This window comes from Pandoraea capi, from assembly GCF_902459735.1.
Taxonomy (GTDB): domain Bacteria; phylum Pseudomonadota; class Gammaproteobacteria; order Burkholderiales; family Burkholderiaceae; genus Pandoraea; species Pandoraea capi.
Genome location: NZ_CABPRV010000010.1, coordinates 146,710 through 163,182, shown reverse-complemented (window position 1 = coordinate 163,182; position 16,473 = coordinate 146,710). Strand labels below are relative to the sequence as shown.

Genomic DNA, 16,473 nt, shown 5'->3' with positions numbered 1-16,473 from the left:
GAAGCCGCAGGTAACGAGACGAATGACCCGAAGGATCACGAGACGAATGCGGGATTACGGCCTGCACGGCTGACCTGTCCGTAGGCTGCCAGCTTACTCCAGCCGTGCGAGGCATTCGTGACGGCCGCTGCGAACCCCATCCATCAAAGGCTCGGGGGGGGGGCGTCAGCGGGCGGCACCCATGAAAACGCCGGCAACCCGACGGGCGCCGGCGTTCGGCATGGCAGAGGATCGCGATGCCTGTTTTACAGACCGAGATCCTTATATAGCGCTGCCATGCGTGCATCCACGTCGGCGGTCATTTCAATCGGACGCCCCCATTCGCGCGAAGTTTCCCCCGGCCACTTGTTGGTCGCGTCGATCCCCATCTTCGAGCCAAGCCCCGCCTTGGGCGAGGCGAAATCGAGATAGTCGATCGGGGTCTGGTCGACGAGGGTCGTATCGCGCGTCGGATCCACCCGCGTGGTGATGGCCCAGATCACTTCCTTCCAGTCGCGAATATCGACGTCTTCATCCACCACCACGATGAACTTCGTATACATGAACTGACGCAGGAAGCTCCACACGCCGAACATGACCCGCTTGGCGTGCCCCGGATACGCCTTCTTCATCTGCACGATGGCCATCCGGTAGCTGCAACCTTCGGGCGGCAGGTAGAAGTCGGTGATTTCCGGAAATTGCTTTTGCAGCAGCGGCACGAACACTTCGTTGAGCGCGACACCGAGCACGGCCGGCTCATCGGGCGGTTTGCCGGTATAGGTCGAGTGATAGATCGCGTTGCGGCGCATTGTGATGCGCTCGATCTTGAAGACCGGGAACCACTCCTGCTCGTTGTAATAGCCGGTGTGGTCGCCGTAGGGGCCTTCGAGCGCGTGCTGATAACCGGCAGTGGCGCCTCGCGACGGCGCCGGCGGCGCACCTTCGGGCACGACGGGCGGTTGTTCGGACGGGTAAATGAAACCTTCGAGCACGATTTCGGCGCGCGCGGGCACGCGTAGCGATTCGAGCCCCGGCGTGACGCACTTCGCCAGTTCGGTACGGCTGCCGCGCAGCAAGCCGGCAAATTGATACTCGGACAGCGTGTCGGGAACGGGCGTGACGGCACCGAGCATCGTCGCCGGATCAGCGCCGAGCGCCACAGCGATCGGGAACGGCTTGCCCGGATTGGCCTGTGCAAACTCCCGGAAGTCCAGCGCACCGCCGCGATGAGCAAGCCAGCGCATGATGACTTCGTTGCGGCTGATCACCTGCTGACGGTAAATCCCGAGGTTTTGACGCTTACGGTGCGGCCCCTTCGTGATGACCAGACCCCACGTGATGAGCGGTGCGGCATCGCCAGGCCAGCAGGTCTGGATCGGCAGGCGCGAGAGGTCGACTTCATCGCCCTCCCACACGATCTCCTGACACACCGGACTGCTCACTTCCTTGGGTGCCATGTCCCACACGGCCTTGGCCATGCCGAACAACTTGCCGGCGTCCTTCAGGCCGCGCGGCGGCTCGGGTTCCTTGAGTGTCGAGAGAAGGCGACCGATATCGCGCAGCGAACTCAGCGCGTTGTCCCCGTCGTCGACACCCATGCCCAAGGCGACACGTTCAGGGGTGCCAAACAAATTGGCGAGCACCGGCATGTCGTAACCGGTCGGCCGCTCGAACCAAAGGGCTGGCCCCCCTGCCTTGAGCACGCGATCGGCAAGCGCGGTCATCTCAAGCACCGGCGAGACCGGCACGTCTACGCGACGAAGCTGGCCGGATCGCTCCAGTTGCGCGGTGAAGTCACGAAGATCGAGATATTTCATGAAACAAACCGTTACCAAAAATTTTTACGAAATTCATACGACCGGAGTAAACGGTCGTTTGAAATCGATGAAAGTTGGGAGAACACCCTTGTAAACGCGGGGTGAGGCAGGGCATTTTACCGGCCAAGGTGTCCGAACGTCACGGCAAAACAGCCGTTACAAATTACTTTTAGTAATCATTTCGACTAATAATAGTATTGACGGTTTATATATCACTGCTACAATCCGCCCGTTGAATCCAGAAAGGCGGCTTCGATGACGGGTAGGCCGACCCGCTCAAGCTTAGCGACAACTACAACATCGACGTGGATTTTCAGTGGCTGGTTTTCTCACCGAGGTCGGGAAGCCAGTGTTTTAGGAAGCAGCGCGAGCGATAGCTCGTCAGCGCCGGAGACCTGAACAGGTCGGCGCGCTGCGGCGGTAGCGGCATCGTCCATGACAAACACGATGCACCGCCTCGTTCCATATGCCGTAAGTAAGCGCTTCACGGGATGCCTGGCGGGCATACCGGCTTACTTCCTTACGCCCCGGGGCCACCCCGTGGTGACGGCGTAACCGGAGTACGTAGTATGAAGAAGTCTGGTTTATCACCCTGGCTACTGGCCGTGTTCGCTGCGCTTCGCGCACGCGGGGCGGCAACGGTAGCCGTGGCTCGCCGCGATTGGCGTCGCCTGGCATGGCACGGCGGTCGTGTTGGACTGTATACGTCCAGCGCGGTCGGTCTGGTTGCCGTGGTTGGCACGCTGGCGCTGTGGGCCCGACCGACGTGGCGCGCCGATCTGGCGTCGCGCGTGGGTCCGCTGCTCGAGGCAGCCACCGGTACGGCCAATGCGGCCGGCCAGGGCGCCAACGGCGGCACGCTCGCACAGGGCACCCCGTCCGACTCGACGATGATGGCGCAGGCTGCGCAACACGTCCCGTCGGCTGCGGTTCTCGCAGCTTATATTCCGAACCAGCGTGTGGCGGCCGATGCGCGTGCCACCAAGGTTCTCGACACGCGCGAGCAGATCGCCGTGGCCGACTATCTCGCACGCCGCTATCGCGTGGCGGGTGACGTGACGGGTAACCTCGTGCGCGCGGCTTACTCGACCGGCAAGGAAGTGGGTCTCGACCCGCTGCTGTTGCTCGCCGTCATGGCAATCGAGTCGGGCTTCAACCCGTACGCTGAAAGCACCGTCGGTGCGCAGGGCCTCATGCAGGTCATGTCGAAGGTGCATCAGGACAAGCTCGAATACTTCGGCGGTCCGGAAGCAGCGCTGCACCCGCTGGCCAACATCAAGGTCGGCGCGTTGATTCTGAAGGAATGCATCGCACGCGGCGGTTCGCTCGCCGGTGGTCTGCGTCTGTATGTCGGGTCGACCAGCGCCGGTGACGGCGGTTACGGTGCCAAGGTGCTCGCCGAGCGTGATCGTCTGCGTGGCGTGTCCATGGGACGCAAGGTCTCGCCGAACGAGCCGCAGGCGCCGGTGATGGTCAGCTCGGCCAAGCCGGTGGCGAAGCCGGTCTCGACCGGCAGCAAGTCGGATGCCTCGACGGAATCGGTGCCCGCGCCGGCAGCGTCGACGTCGAACGGCAAGGCGGCTTCGGCCACCAAGCCGCTCGAAGCGGACGACAGCACGGCGGCCTGATTGGCCTGATTGCCCCCGAGCGACCTGAAAGGGTCGACGACCTCGCGTGATGCGCCACGGCCGGCGCATCCATCGGCCTGCGATGCTATCTATATAGAAGGGCACCGCGACAGCCAACAAAAAACCCATCGAAGCGATTCGATGGGTTTTTTGTTTGGGCGACGGTAAGACGGTATGGCCCCCGGTGTGTCGACAGCGCTGATTCAGCCCGCCGCGAACACCTTGCCGATCCGGTCCATGGCCTCGTGCAATTGTTCGAGCGACGTGGCGTACGACAGGCGGATGTACTGACGCGGCTCGGCAAAGCCGAAGTCGAGACCCGGCACGAGCACGACGTCTGCCTGTTGCAGCAGCGATTGTGTCAGGCGATCGCTGTCACCGGCATCGCGGTGAGCGACGCCCGTGCAGTCGGCGTACACGTAGAACGCGCCATCCGGCATGACCGGTACCTTGAACCCGAGCTGCTCCAGCGCCGGCACCACGTAGTCGCGACGCTGACGGAACGCTTCCTTGCGTTCCTCGTAGATCGCCAGGGTTTCCGGGAGAAAACACGCCGTTGCCGCATGTTGTGCCACGGCAGACGGACAGATGAACAGATTCTGCGCGAGCTTCTCGAACGTCGGCACCATGGCCGGCGGCACCACCAGCCAGCCCAGACGCCAGCCCGTCATGTTGAAGTACTTCGAAAAGCTGCTCACGACCAGCACGTCGTCGCCGAAGCTCAGTGCCGTGGTGGGCTTCCCGTCGTAGGAGAGCCCCTGATAGATCTCGTCGACGAGCGTGAAGCCGCCGCGAGCGCGCACCGTCTGGACGATACGAGCCAACTCATCCGTCTCGATGGACGTGCCTGTCGGGTTCGATGGCGAGGCAAGCAGCACGCCCTTCGTCTTCGCGCCCCAGTGCGACTCGATTCGCTCGGCCGTCAGTTGAAACCGCTCCGCAGGTCCCGACGGAATCAGCACGGGCTTGCCGTCGAACGTCGAGACGAAGTGACGATTGCACGGGTAGCAGGGATCCGGCATCAGGACTTCGTCGCCGACACCCACGAGCGCCGCACAGGCCAGCACGAGCGCGGCCGACGCGCCGGCCGTCACGACGATGCGCGACGGATCGACATCCACACCGTAGAAACTACGGTAGTAGCCGGAGATCGCTTCACGCAACGCCGGAATGCCCATCGCGCCGGTGTACTGCGTCCGGCCGTCGCGCATGGCCTTCGCGGCTGCTTCGATGACGGCTTCGGGCGCCGTAAAGTCCGGCTCGCCGATCCCCATGTGGATCACCCGGTGCCCGGCCTTCTCGCGTAGTGCGGCCTGCTTGGCCAGCTCCATCACGTGGAAGGGGGCGATATCGTCGACGCGTTGCGCAAGTGTCAGCGCGGGAGCGAGATTGGGCGTGCGGTCCATGGGGGGGCGGGGGAGGGTTGTATCCGGACGGGGGCTGACGTCAGGCGCTCTTGCCGCGACCGCCGTTGCGGTTGGCGGCGACTTCCACCGGGCGCACTTCCGCAGCGAACTTGTCGAGCACGCCGTTCACGAAACGGTGGCCGTCCGGGCCGCCGAACGTCTTCACGACTTCGACCGCCTCGTTGATCACCACACGGTACGGCACGTCCTGAAGATGAATCAGTTCGTACGCACCGGCGATCAGCGCGGCGTGTTCGATGGGCGACAACTGGGCTGCCGGCCGGTCCAGATAGGGCTGGAGTTGCTGCGACAAGGCATCGGCCTCGCGAATGCTGCCGTACAGCACAGCTTCCAGGAGGACCTGATCCGCCTTGTCGTAGCCGGGGGTGGAGCGCAGGTGAGCATCGATCTCACTCGCGTGGCCGCGCGAAATCAGCCATTGATACACTCCTTGCAGCGCGAATTCGCGCGCGCGGCGCCGTGCACTCTTCATTACCGATCTTCCTCTTCTTCGTCTTCGTCTTCATCCGATCCCTCTTCGCCACTGAGCATGTCGATGGCTTCGAGCAGATTGGTCATTTCCACCGCCACACGGGCCGCATCGCGACCCTTTTCGGCGGCGCGCACTTCGGCTTGCTCGTCGTTTTCGGTCGTCAGCACCGCGTTGGCGATGGGGATACCGAAATCGAGGCCGATGCGCGTGATACCGGCGCCGCTTTCGTTCGACACCAGCTCAAAGTGATACGTCTCGCCGCGAATCACCGCGCCGAGTGCGATGAGCGCGTCGAACTGGCCGCATTCGGCCATCTTCTGCAGCGCCAACGGGATTTCCAGCGCGCCGGGCACCGTCACGAGCAATACGTCTTCGCCGTCGACGCCCAGGCGTTCGAGTTCGGCGACGGCCGCTTCACGCAGGGCGGCGCAAACCGCATTGTTGAATCGCGCCTGCACGATACCGATGCGCAGACCTACACCGTCGAGTTCCGGCTCGTATTGTCCGATTTCCATAATGGGCTTCCTCAAAAAAGTACCGTCCAGGCGGTGCGGCCAACGTTGTACCGGCACACCCGAGACAGGCGATGCTCGGCAAGATGATGTCCCGCCTGCGTTGGGCGGAACATCGATAAAGGGTCTGGCTCAGGCCGCCGTGGCGCCGGGCATCGGTTGGAAACCGGTGACCTCGAGGCCATAACCTGCCATGTTGGGAATCTTGCGCGGGCTCGACAGCACACGCATTTTACCGACGCCCAGCTCGCGCAGGATCTGCGCGCCGACGCCATGTGTACGGAAGTCGACCGGGCGGCGCTTGGCGCGCGCGGCCTTCTCGGTTTCGTCGAGCGCCTCGAACTGATTGAACAGATGCTCCGGTGTTTCCACGCAGTTGAGCAGCACGACCACGCCCTTGTCGGCTTCGGCAATCGCCTGCATCGCGCCGGCGAGGGTCCACGAGTGAGTGGACACACCGGTTTCGAGCAGATCCATGACCGACAGCGGCTCGTGCACACGCACCAGCGTCTCGTCATCGGGGGACGGCGTGCCGCGCACCAGCGCGAGGTGCGGATTGCCGCTCGGCTTGTCGCGATAGAGCGTTGCCTGGAACGGGCCCCATGCCGTCTGCATTTCGCGCGACGCCACCGTCTCGATCATCGATTCGGTGCGGCTGCGATAGTGGATCAGGTCGACGATCGTGCCGATCTTGATGTTGTGTTGCTCGGCGAACTCCAGCAACTGCGGCAGGCGCGCCATCGTGCCGTCGTCGTTCATGATTTCGCAGATGACGGCAGCAGGCGTAAGGCCAGCCATGGCGGTCAGATCGCAGCCGGCTTCCGTATGACCGGCGCGCACCAGCACGCCGCCGGGCTGCGCCATGATCGGGAACACGTGACCCGGCTGAACGATGTCTTCCGGACGCGCGTCGCGCGAAATCGCGGTCTTGACGGTATGCGCACGATCGGCGGCAGAGATACCCGTCGTCACGCCTTCGGCGGCTTCAATCGACAGCGTGAAGGCCGTGCCGTATTGCGTGCCGTTGCGATATGTCATCAGCGGCAAATTGAGCTGCTTGCAGCGGGCTTGCGTGAGCGTAAGGCAGATCAGGCCACGCCCGTACTTCGCCATGAAGTTGATGGCTTCGGGCGTCGCAAATTCGGCTGCCATGACCAGGTCGCCTTCGTTTTCACGATCTTCCTCATCGACGAGGACTACCATGCGGCCGGCCTTCAGCTCGGCAATGATTTCTTCTGTAGTGGCCAACGGCATAGCGGCAACGCGGGGCTGAATTTGGAAAGGCTCTATTCTACGCCAAGCCGGTGCGCGCCAGCGTTCGATCTGGGGCTTCGGCCAACGGAAAAGCATCAATACAAAGGCATTGACCTAAGTAATTGCGGCGACTATAGTCAGGCGCATGGCTAACCAATCCATCCCTCTCGATCGAATCTTTCAGGCGTTGTCCGATCCCACTCGACGTGCGGTCGTCGAGCGCCTGACATTGGGCCCGGCGTCCGTGAGCGAGCTGGCGCGCCCGTTTTCGATGGCGTTGCCGTCGTTCTCCCAGCATCTGAGCGTGCTGGAAGAGAGCGGGCTGGTCGTCTCGCGAAAAACCGGGCGTGTGCGCACGTATGCGCTGGAGACGCAGACCCTCGTGGGCGCGCAGGATTGGCTCCAGTTGCAGCGCGACAAGTGGACGCGCCGCCTCGATCAACTCGATGACTATCTATTGCAGATGAAGGAGACGTGAACATGAGCCTCGCAAAGCAAGCCACGCTTTTCTCGGTCGACCCGAAGCTGGATCTGGTGCTGGAGCGTTACGTCGACGTGCCGTGCGAGCGCGTCTGGGCGGCCTGGACGCAACCGGAGCATCTCAAGAAGTGGTTCACGCCCGCGCCGTGGCAGACGGTGGAATGCGAGATCGATCTGCGCCCCGGCGGCCGTTTCCATACCGTGATGCGCTCGCCGGAAGGGCAGCAGTTCCCGAACGTCGGTTGCTATCTGGAAGTCATCGAGAACTCGCGGCTCGTGTGGACGAATGCGGTGCTCCCCGGTTTCCGTCCGGCGCCGGCACCGGAGGCCGAGCATGGCGGTTTCCAGTTCACCGCGGCCGTGCTGATGGAAGCGCAAGGCAAGGGCACGCGCTACACGGCGATTGCGATTCACGGGAACGAAGCGACCCGCGCCCAGCACGAAGCGATGGGTTTCCACGACGGTTGGGGCAAGGCGCTGGATCAGTTGGTCGAATTGATGAAGTGACGATTGCCGCGACGCCGCGCACAACGTCGTTGGTCAATGAAAAAGGGGATGTGCCCGAAGGCGCATCCCCTTTTTTTGCATCGTCGGCGTCCGACTTAAGCGCCCAGATAGGCGCGCTTGATGTCGTCGTTCGCCAGCAGGTTGTCGGCCGAATCGGCGAGCACGACGCGCCCGGTTTCGAGCACGTAACCGCGATCGGCCACATGCAGTGCCTTGTTAGCGTTCTGCTCGACCAGGAACACCGTCACGCCTTCTTCGCGGATCGCGCGAATGATGTCGAAGATCTGTGCGATGACGAGCGGCGCGAGGCCGAGCGTCGGCTCGTCGAGCAACAGCAGACGCGGACGGCTCATCAGCGCGCGCCCGATCGCCAGCATCTGCTGCTCACCGCCGGACATCGTGCCCGCACGCTGCTTGCCGCGTTGCGCGAGTCGCGGAAACAACTTGAAGACGTGTTCCATGCCGGCATCGATTTCATCGTTGGACGCGAAAAAGCCGCCCATCTTCAGGTTCTCGATGACGGTCAGGCTCGGAAACACACGACGCCCTTCCGGTGAAATCGCCATCCCCATGCGCATGATTTCGTGCGTGGGACGGGCGGTGATGTCGTTGCCCTCGAACATGACGCGACCGCTCGACGCGCGAGGCGTGCCGCACACCGTCATCATCAGCGTGGTCTTGCCCGCGCCGTTGCTCCCGATGAGCGTGACGATCTCGCCCTTGTTCACTTCGATCGACACGCCGGAAAGCGCCTCGACGGCCCCGTAGTGGGTGTGGATCTGTTCCAGCTTCAGCATTATTCCTCCCCGAGGTAGGCCTTGATGACGCGCGGGTCGCGGCGCACCTCGTCGGGCTTGCCGGTCATGATCGGCTTGCCGTGTTCCATCACGAGAATGCGGTCGGAGACCCCCATCACCAGGCTCATGTCGTGCTCGATGAGCAGCACCGAAATGCCGAACTCGTGACGCAGCTTGTCGACCAGTTGCTGCAATTCGACTTTTTCCTGCGGGTTCAGACCGGCGGCCGGTTCGTCGAGCATGAGCAGGCGAGGCTCGGTGATCATGCAACGCGCGATTTCCAGGCGGCGCTGATGTCCGTAAGACAGCGTGCCTGCCTCGCGGTTGGCGACCGGCGTGAGGCCGAGCCGGTCGAGCCACATCTTGGCGCGCTCCAGCGCACTTCGCTCGGCGCGACGGAACGCCCCCGTCGAGAACAGCCCTTGCAGGAAACCGCTGTGCACCGTCATGTGCTGTGCGACCAGCAGGTTTTCCACGACCGTCAACTGACGGAACAGACGGATGTTCTGGAACGTACGCACCAGCCCGCGACGCGCGACCATGTGGCTCGGCAGACCGGTGATGTTGTCGCCGTCGAGCACGATCGAGCCGCCGGTCGGACGGTAGAAGCCGCCAACGCAGTTGAACACGGTCGTCTTGCCGGCGCCGTTCGGACCGATGATCGCGAAGACTTCGTTCTTGCGGACGTCGAACTCGACGCCATCGACGGCGAGCAGACCGCCAAAGCGCATCTGCAGGCCGGAGAGTTTCAACAGTTCTGCACTCATTGCGGCAACTCCACATGCGGGCGGGTGGCGGGCAGCAGACCTTGCGGACGCCACATCATCATCAGCACCATCACCAGACCGAAGATCAGCATGCGGTACTCGGCGAAGTCGCGCGCGACTTCCGGCAGGATGGTGAGCAGGATGGCGGCGAGAATCACGCCGATCTGCGAGCCCATGCCGCCGAGCACGACCACCGCGAGAATCAGCGCCGACTCGATGAAGGTGAACGACTCAGGCGTGACCAGCCCCTGACGGGCGGCGAAGAACGCGCCGGCCAGTCCTGCGAACGAAGCGCCCAGCGTGAACGCCGAGAGCTTGATGCGCGTGGGGTTCAGGCCCAATGAGCGGCAGGCGATTTCGTCTTCGCGCAGCGCTTCCCAGGCACGGCCGATCGGCATGCGGATCAGGCGGCTCGTGACGAACAGCGTGAAGCCGACCAGGGCGAACGCGAGCAGGTACAGGAAGATCACCATGTGCGAGCCGCTGTATTCGAGCCCGATCAGTTCATGGAACGTCTTCACGCCTTCCACGCTCGACGAGCGCGCCATCTCGAGACCGAACACGCTGGGCTTCGGAATGCCCGACACGCCGTCCGGACCACCGGTGAGGCTGGTCAGGTTGTTGAGCAGCAGGCGAATGATTTCGCCGAAGCCCAACGTCACGATGGCCAGGTAGTCACCGCGCAGACGCAGCACCGGGAAGCCCAGCAGGAAGCCGAAGGCTGCCGACATGAGTGCGGCGAGCGGCAGGCATTCCCAGAAGGTCAGACCGAAGTACTGGTTGAGCAGTGCGTACGTGTAACCGCCCACTGCGTAGAAGCCGACGTAGCCAAGATCGAGCAGGCCGGCGAAGCCCACGACGATGTTCAGGCCGAGGCCGAGCACGCAGTAGATGAGGGCGAGCGTCGCTACGTCCACCGCGCCGCGTGAGCCGATGAATGGCCACACGAGCCCGACGGCGAGCAGTACCCACATCGCGGTCAGTTGCTGACGGCGCCCCATCGCGGGCATGGCCGGCAGCTTCACGGCACGCTTCGTGCGCACCAGAAACGGCTTGATCAACTGGAACACGAACACCACGGCCGTCGCGATCCAGACCGGACGCCAGTGTTGTTCGAGCACGACCTTGTAACCGTCGAGCTTCAGTTGCAGGCCCAGGATCGGGGCCGTGAGGATGATCGTCATGACTGCGGCGATGACCGCACCCTTGAGCGTCTCTCCTGCCGGTGCGCCGTTGGCGGCGCCGGACTTGAGGGTGAGTTGTTGTGTCATGGTCGACCTCAGACTTTCTCGACGTCGGGCTTGCCCAGCAGGCCGGTCGGGCGGAACAGCAGCACCAGCACCAGCAGGCAGAACGCCACGATGTCCTTGTACTCGGAGGGCATGTAGCCCGAGGCGAGCGTCTCCGCCAGCCCCAGCAGCACGCCGCCCAGCATGGCGCCGGGAACGCTGCCGATACCGCCCAGCACCGCCGCCGTGAAGGCCTTGATGCCGGCGATGAAGCCGATATACGGATTGAGCTTGCCGATGGTCAGGCCGATCAGCACGCCGCCCACGGCCGCGAGCATGGCACCGAGTACGAACGTGAACGAGATCACGCGGTTCGTATCGATGCCGAGCAGGTTGGCCATGCGCATGTCCTCGGCGCAGGCACGGCAGGCGCGGCCCATGCGCGAGTTCGCGATGAACAGCGTGAGCAGAATCATCAGTGCCACCGTCACCCCGACGATCAACATGCGGGCGTAGGGAATGGTCACGGTGAAGTCGCCCATCGGAATATCGATGGCGCCCGAGATCAGCATCGGCACGGAAACGTCACGCGCGCCCTGACCGATCTGCACGTAGTTCTGCAGGAAGATGGACATACCGATCGCGGAGATCAGCGGTCCGAGACGAGGTCCGCCGCGTAGCGGGCGATACGCCACCCGCTCGATCGCGAAGCCGTACAGGCCCGTGATCAGCACCGAAACCAGCAGCGCTGCGCCCAGCACGAGCGGCAAGGGGTAGCCCGCCGCCGTTCCGATTGCAGTCAGTGTGACGAGCCCGACATAGGCGCCGATCATGTAGATCTCGCCGTGGGCAAAGTTGATCATACCGATGATGCCGTAGACCATTGTGTAGCCGATGGCAATCAACGCGTAGATCGCGCCCAGCGTCAGGCCATTGACCAGTTGCTGGGCAAGCTGTGGGAAAAATTCGTTCATGCGGGAAGCCTCGCGACTAGCGGGGGCCGAGCGCGAATGCGAGCCGCCCGCCGGGGTCGGCGGGCGGCTGGGGGTGATTCGCTGGCCAGTAAAGCGTCAGGGAATCAGTTGGCGGCGGTCTTGGTAGCGTCCTTGTGCCAGGTGAAGACCACGAACTTGAACGACTTCAGATCACCGGCTGCGTCATACGCAACCTTGCCGATCGGCGTGTCGAACGTGTTGGCGTGGAGGTACTTGGCAACCTTTTCCGAGTCCGTGCTCTTGGCGCCGGCGATGCTGTCGGCGATCAGCTTCACACCGGTGTATGCCGGCATCTGGAACGGGCCGTTCGGGTCACGCTTGGCATCGGCGAAAGCCTTCACCAGCTTGGCGTTGGCCGGATCGGCAGCGAAGTCGGCCGGCAGCGTCACGAGCATGCCTTCCGAGGCCGCACCGGCGATGGCCGTCACGTCCTTGTTGCCCACGCCTTCCGGTCCCATGAACGTGGCCTTCACGCCTTGTTCACGTGCCTGACGCAGCAGCAGACCCATTTCCGGGTGATAGCCGCCGAAGTACACGAAGTCCACGCCTTGCGCCTTGAGCTTGGTGATCACGGCCGAGTAGTCCGAGTCACCGGCATTGATGCCTTCGAACAGCACGACCGGCACCTTGGCGGCGTCCAGATCCTTCTTCACCGAGGTGGCGATACCCTGACCGTACGACTGCTTGTCGTGCAGCACGGCAACCTTCTTCGGCTTGACCTTGTTGATGATGTACTGAGCGGCAGCCGGACCTTGCTGGTCATCGCGGCCGATCGTACGGAAGATGAAGTGGCGCTTCTTGCCTTCGGTCAGTTGCGGGGCCGTGGCCGACGGCGTAATCATCACCACGCCTTCGTTTTCGTAGATGTCCGATGCCGGGATCGTCGAGCCCGAGCACACATGACCGATCACATACTTGATCTTCTGGCTGACGATCTTGTTGGCGACGGCGACGGCCTGCTTCGGTTCGCATGCGTCATCCATGAACACAGCTTCGAGCTTGTTGCCGTTCGCACCGCCAGCGGCGTTGATCTGTTCGATGGCCGTCATGGCACCGGCCTTGACCATATCGCCGTACTGGGCAACCGAACCGCTGAACGGGCCGGCGATGGCGATCTTGACGGTCTCGGCGTTGGCGGCCGTTCCGAGGAGGGCGAGAGCAGCGGCAACGAACAGGGATTTGTGACGGAACTGCATTGTGGACATCTCCTTGATTTGTATTTTTTGACTACCCGGCGTTGCGGTAGTCTTAATCGACTGCTGAACCTGGTCGGTATTGGATCATTCTGGCCATGGGTGGCGCGAACGATGCGCCATAGTAGCGTAATAAGCTCATCAATAGAAACAGGTATCCTGAGTCATCCCGAAACCCGCATGGATAAAGGCTTTCAAAAGGGTCATAAGAAAAAAATAAGAGTCGTCACAGCAATACTCCGTAGTACTACGCAGATTGAAATTGCGGCCTGTGTGAAGGCAATCGACAAATCGGGGCCACGTTGAATGATGACAATGGATTACGCATCAGGACATTTTGGATACAATCCGTGCCGCATTGAAATCCAATGTCTGAATGTTTGCATCCATGCGCCGATATCCACGCAGATATCTTGCGTAAGAGACCACTTCCCTACATCGACAGGGCATAACGCTGGTTGCGCGCCTGGCGCATGAGCGCGAGAAACGCGGCGAGGATCGGCGACTCGTCGTCGCGCCGGTACATGCAGTTCAGTTCGATCGAGCGTAGCCGTTGTGACTTCAACGGGCGATACACCACGCCGGGCAAACGCAGGTTGGCCGCGGATTCGGTGGTGACGCACACGCCGAAACGACTCGCCACGAGCGCAATCGACGTCACCACATCTTCCACTTCCTGCTCTACGCGCAGCGTCACGCCTTCCGAACGAAAGGCCGCCGTGACCTCCTCCGCGAGGCCGGGCACCGGCGCGTTCGGGTACAGAATCATCCGTTCGTTATCGAGATCGGCGAGCGTGAGCGACGCCCGTTTGCATAGCGGATGCCCCTCGTAAAGCGCGACCAGAAACGGCTCGCGATGAATCCAGTCGACGACGATATCCGGCTCGTCAGGAATCAGGCGATTGAAGCCGATGGCGATGCGCCGCTCGCGCAACGCGGCGATCTGCTCGGTCTTGGAGAGGTTATGCAGGCCGATCTTCACTTCGGGGCGCTCGGTGTGAAAGCTCGCCAGCAATCGCGGAATCACGTTGAGAATGCCCGAACTGAAGATGCCGACGTCGAGCCGTCCGATGTAACCCTCGCCCGCGAGACGCGTCTGCTCCTCCGCCCGGCGAGTGAGCGACAGGATGTTGGGCACTTCGGCGAGCAGCGTCTGCCCGGCGGCGGTCAGCGTGGCCCCCTTGGGCGTGCGCATGAACAGGGCCGTGCCCAACTGCGCTTCGAGCGCGTGAATGTGACGGGTGAGCGGCGGCTGCGCCATGTTCAGCCGCTCGGCCGCGCGGCCGAAATGCCCTTCCTGCGCCACGGCCAGGAAGTACCGCATTTGCCTGATATCCATGAGACGTCCTCCATCTTGATACCGAAATGGTATCGGATTCTCGGAAATCGGTATTGGACGGTATCTCGTCGCGCGCGCATCATGGCCACACGGAGACCCTTGTTCAGGTCTCGTTTGGGCATTTTCAGGGGACACCAACATGCCGATCGTACATATCAATCTGGTGGAAGGTCGTGACGACGCCGCCGTGAAGGCCTGTGTGAAGGCCGTGGCACGCACGGTGCACGAGACCCTCGGCGCGCCGCTCGAATCGATTCGCGTCTATGCGACGCAGGTGCCGGCCGCGCACTGGGCCGTGGGTGAGCGCACCAAGGACGAGCCGGCCGCGCCGGCCAAGGCAGGCGCGTAATGAGCGCCGCAACGTCCAACGCACCGCGTGATCCCGCCACGCAGGCACGTCTTCAGCAGGCGGCCGACGCGCTGCTCGAAGCCGAGCGCTCGCACCGCTTCATCGCCCCGCTGCGCGACACGTTCGCGCCTTTGAGCATCGACGACGCCTACGCGATCCAGCGCATCAACACCGAGCGTCGGCTGGCCGCAGGCCGCCGCATCGTCGGCTGCAAGATCGGCCTGACGTCGGTCGCCGTGCAGAAGCAGCTCGGCGTCGACCAGCCGGATTTCGGCATGTTGTTCGACGACATGGGCTATGGCGACGGAGAACCGATTCCCGCCTCGATCCTCACGCAACCGAAGATCGAAGCCGAGATCGCCTTCGTCATCGGCCGTGATCTGAATGTCGAGAATCCGGGGCAGCTCGATGTCCTCAACGCCATCGAGTACGCCCTGCCGGCGCTGGAAATCGTCGGTAGCCGTGTGGCCGACTGGAATATCCGCATCACCGACACGATTGCCGATAACGCGTCGTCGTCGGCTTACGTGATCGGCAACACGCCGAAAAAGCTGTCCGAATTCGACGTCCGCATGTGCGGCATGGTAATGGAGCGCCGAGGCGAGCCGGTGTCCGTGGGGGCGGGCGCGGCTTGCCTCGGCAGCCCGATCAACGCCGTAGTGTGGCTTGCACGCACGATGGCGGCCGTGGGCACGCCGCTGCGGGCGGGCGATCTGGTGCTGTCCGGCGCGCTCGGGCCCATGGCCGTGGTCACGCCGGGCGACATCTTCGAGACCCGCATCAACGGCCTGGGCTCGGTCCGCGCCGTCTTTGAACCTGCCAGCGAGGCTGCACGATGAGCCACATCCACGATTACGCCAAGCTGCTCGACGATGCAGCGCATTTCGCCCACGAAGTCGAACAGTTCGACACGGACAACCGCCTCTCGCTCGACGACGCCTACGCCATTCAGGCTGCGTCGCTCGCGCGCCGCGCCGAGCGTGGCGAGGCGCGCGTCGGCGTGAAGATGGGCTTCACCAGCCGCGCCAAGATGATCCAGATGGGACTCTCGGACGTGATCTGGGGGCGTCTGACATCGGGCATGCAAGTCGAAGAGGGCACGGCCATCGACTTCAAGCGCTATGTGCATCCGCGTGTCGAGCCGGAAATCGCGTTCATCCTGAAGAAGCCGCTCGAAGGCAATGTCACGGGCCCGCAGGCGCTCGCGGCGGTGGAGGCGATTGCGCCGGCCATCGAGATCATCGACTCGCGCTACAAGGACTTCAAGTTCACGTTGCCGGAGGTGATTGCGGATAACGCGTCGTCGAGCGGTTTCGTGATCGGTGCCTGGCACGACCCGCACGTCGACTTCTCGAATCTGGGACTGGCGATGACGATCGATGGCCGTACTGTGCAAGTCGGCTCCACCGCTGCGCTGCTCGGTCATCCGCTGCGTTCGCTGGTGGCCGCGGCACGGTTGTCGGCGGCGGCCGGTGAGCCGTTGCAGGCGGGCTGGATCGTGATGGCGGGCGGTGCGACGCCGGCCGAGTACATCAAGCCGGGCCAGTACGTGTCGGTCGAGATGGAGTCGCTCGGGCGCGTGGGTTTCCACGTCTGATCGCGCGATCGGGTAGCGGCGTTCGCTACCCTGGCAAGACAAAACGGGGTGTGCCGGTCGTAGCGACGCGGCACACCCCGTTTTCATTGGATGGCGCAGACGATGACGAAACCGTGAGGTCCCGCGTCGCC

17 protein-coding genes are annotated in these 16,473 nt (G+C 63.1%); 6 read left to right on the top strand and 11 right to left on the bottom strand.

Annotated features, from left to right (window positions below; genetic code table 11):
• Positions 1 to 245: 245 nt before the first annotated feature.
• A complete protein-coding gene (gene ubiD / locus PCA20602_RS19585) occupies positions 246 to 1,796 on the bottom strand; it encodes a 4-hydroxy-3-polyprenylbenzoate decarboxylase (protein ID WP_150722627.1) in 1,551 nt (516 codons plus the stop codon).
• A gap of 569 nt (positions 1,797 to 2,365) precedes the next feature.
• On the opposite strand from ubiD, the gene PCA20602_RS19580 reads away from it, so the two are divergent.
• On the top strand, positions 2,366 to 3,424 hold the full coding sequence (locus PCA20602_RS19580; protein WP_150722626.1) for a lytic transglycosylase domain-containing protein: 1,059 nt from the start codon (positions 2,366 to 2,368) through the stop codon (positions 3,422 to 3,424).
• A gap of 203 nt (positions 3,425 to 3,627) precedes the next feature.
• On the opposite strand, the gene PCA20602_RS19575 is transcribed toward PCA20602_RS19580, so the two are convergent.
• From PCA20602_RS19575 to ribBA, 4 genes are all read right to left on the bottom strand, one after another.
• Positions 3,628 to 4,830 carry a pyridoxal phosphate-dependent aminotransferase gene (locus tag PCA20602_RS19575; RefSeq protein WP_150722625.1) on the bottom strand — a complete coding sequence of 401 codons (1,203 nt, stop codon included), beginning with the start codon at positions 4,828 to 4,830 and terminating at the stop codon, positions 3,628 to 3,630.
• 40 nt (positions 4,831 to 4,870) lie between these two features.
• The gene (gene nusB / locus PCA20602_RS19570) at positions 4,871 to 5,323 is read right to left on the bottom strand and encodes a transcription antitermination factor NusB (RefSeq protein ID WP_069340618.1); all 453 of its coding nucleotides are present in this window, start codon (positions 5,321 to 5,323) and stop codon (positions 4,871 to 4,873) included.
• On the bottom strand, positions 5,323 to 5,838 hold the full coding sequence (gene ribH, locus PCA20602_RS19565) for a 6,7-dimethyl-8-ribityllumazine synthase (RefSeq protein WP_150722624.1): 516 nt from the start codon (positions 5,836 to 5,838) through the stop codon (positions 5,323 to 5,325). Before ribH ends, nusB begins: the two co-directional genes overlap by 1 nt.
• A 129-nt stretch (positions 5,839 to 5,967) precedes the next feature.
• Positions 5,968 to 7,089 (bottom strand): bifunctional 3,4-dihydroxy-2-butanone-4-phosphate synthase/GTP cyclohydrolase II, encoded by a 1,122-nt coding sequence (ribBA, locus tag PCA20602_RS19560; RefSeq protein WP_069340620.1) that lies wholly within the window; start codon positions 7,087 to 7,089, stop codon positions 5,968 to 5,970.
• A gap of 145 nt (positions 7,090 to 7,234) precedes the next feature.
• Between ribBA and PCA20602_RS19555 the strand changes: the two genes are divergently transcribed.
• Together PCA20602_RS19555 and PCA20602_RS19550 are read left to right on the top strand one after the other, a co-directional pair.
• Positions 7,235 to 7,567 (top strand): ArsR/SmtB family transcription factor, encoded by a 333-nt coding sequence (locus tag PCA20602_RS19555; protein ID WP_150722623.1) that lies wholly within the window; start codon positions 7,235 to 7,237, stop codon positions 7,565 to 7,567.
• 2 nt (positions 7,568 to 7,569) lie between these two features.
• The gene (locus PCA20602_RS19550) at positions 7,570 to 8,076 is read left to right on the top strand and encodes an SRPBCC family protein (RefSeq protein ID WP_069340622.1); all 507 of its coding nucleotides are present in this window, start codon (positions 7,570 to 7,572) and stop codon (positions 8,074 to 8,076) included.
• A 95-nt stretch (positions 8,077 to 8,171) separates the two neighbouring features.
• Here the strand turns inward: PCA20602_RS19550 and PCA20602_RS19545 are convergent, their stop codons facing one another.
• The 6 genes from PCA20602_RS19545 to PCA20602_RS19520 form a co-directional block, all read right to left on the bottom strand.
• Positions 8,172 to 8,873, bottom strand: coding sequence for an ABC transporter ATP-binding protein (locus PCA20602_RS19545; protein WP_069340623.1), 702 nt, complete (start codon positions 8,871 to 8,873; stop codon positions 8,172 to 8,174).
• Positions 8,873 to 9,640, bottom strand: a complete 768-nt coding sequence (gene livG, locus PCA20602_RS19540) for a high-affinity branched-chain amino acid ABC transporter ATP-binding protein LivG (RefSeq protein ID WP_150722622.1) — start codon at positions 9,638 to 9,640, stop codon at positions 8,873 to 8,875. Before livG ends, PCA20602_RS19545 begins: the two co-directional genes overlap by 1 nt.
• On the bottom strand, positions 9,637 to 10,911 hold the full coding sequence (locus PCA20602_RS19535) for a high-affinity branched-chain amino acid ABC transporter permease LivM (protein WP_150722621.1): 1,275 nt from the start codon (positions 10,909 to 10,911) through the stop codon (positions 9,637 to 9,639). The genes livG and PCA20602_RS19535 overlap by 4 nt, the downstream gene beginning before the upstream one ends.
• 8 nt (positions 10,912 to 10,919) lie before the next feature.
• Positions 10,920 to 11,843 carry a high-affinity branched-chain amino acid ABC transporter permease LivH gene (gene livH / locus PCA20602_RS19530; protein WP_042114893.1) on the bottom strand — a complete coding sequence of 308 codons (924 nt, stop codon included), beginning with the start codon at positions 11,841 to 11,843 and terminating at the stop codon, positions 10,920 to 10,922.
• Positions 11,844 to 11,947: 104 nt separating this feature from the next.
• Positions 11,948 to 13,060: a branched-chain amino acid ABC transporter substrate-binding protein gene (locus tag PCA20602_RS19525; RefSeq protein WP_150722620.1), complete on the bottom strand. Its 1,113-nt coding sequence runs from the start codon at positions 13,058 to 13,060 to the stop codon at positions 11,948 to 11,950.
• Positions 13,061 to 13,490: 430 nt separating this feature from the next.
• Positions 13,491 to 14,396, bottom strand: a complete 906-nt coding sequence (locus PCA20602_RS19520; protein ID WP_150722619.1) for a LysR family transcriptional regulator — start codon at positions 14,394 to 14,396, stop codon at positions 13,491 to 13,493.
• A 139-nt stretch (positions 14,397 to 14,535) separates the two neighbouring features.
• Here PCA20602_RS19520 and PCA20602_RS19515 point away from each other — a divergent pair, with 139 nt between their 5' ends.
• Genes PCA20602_RS19515 through PCA20602_RS19505 form a run of 3 tightly spaced genes read left to right on the top strand, consistent with a single transcriptional unit; the run spans position 14,536 to position 16,342 of the window.
• Positions 14,536 to 14,745, top strand: a complete 210-nt coding sequence (locus PCA20602_RS19515) for a tautomerase family protein (protein WP_042114897.1) — start codon at positions 14,536 to 14,538, stop codon at positions 14,743 to 14,745.
• A complete protein-coding gene (locus PCA20602_RS19510; protein ID WP_150722618.1) occupies positions 14,745 to 15,584 on the top strand; it encodes a 2-keto-4-pentenoate hydratase in 840 nt (279 codons plus the stop codon). The genes PCA20602_RS19515 and PCA20602_RS19510 overlap by 1 nt, the downstream gene beginning before the upstream one ends.
• Positions 15,581 to 16,342, top strand: coding sequence for a 2-keto-4-pentenoate hydratase (locus PCA20602_RS19505; RefSeq protein WP_150722617.1), 762 nt, complete (start codon positions 15,581 to 15,583; stop codon positions 16,340 to 16,342). Before PCA20602_RS19510 ends, PCA20602_RS19505 begins: the two co-directional genes overlap by 4 nt.
• Positions 16,343 to 16,473: the final 131 nt, after the last annotated feature.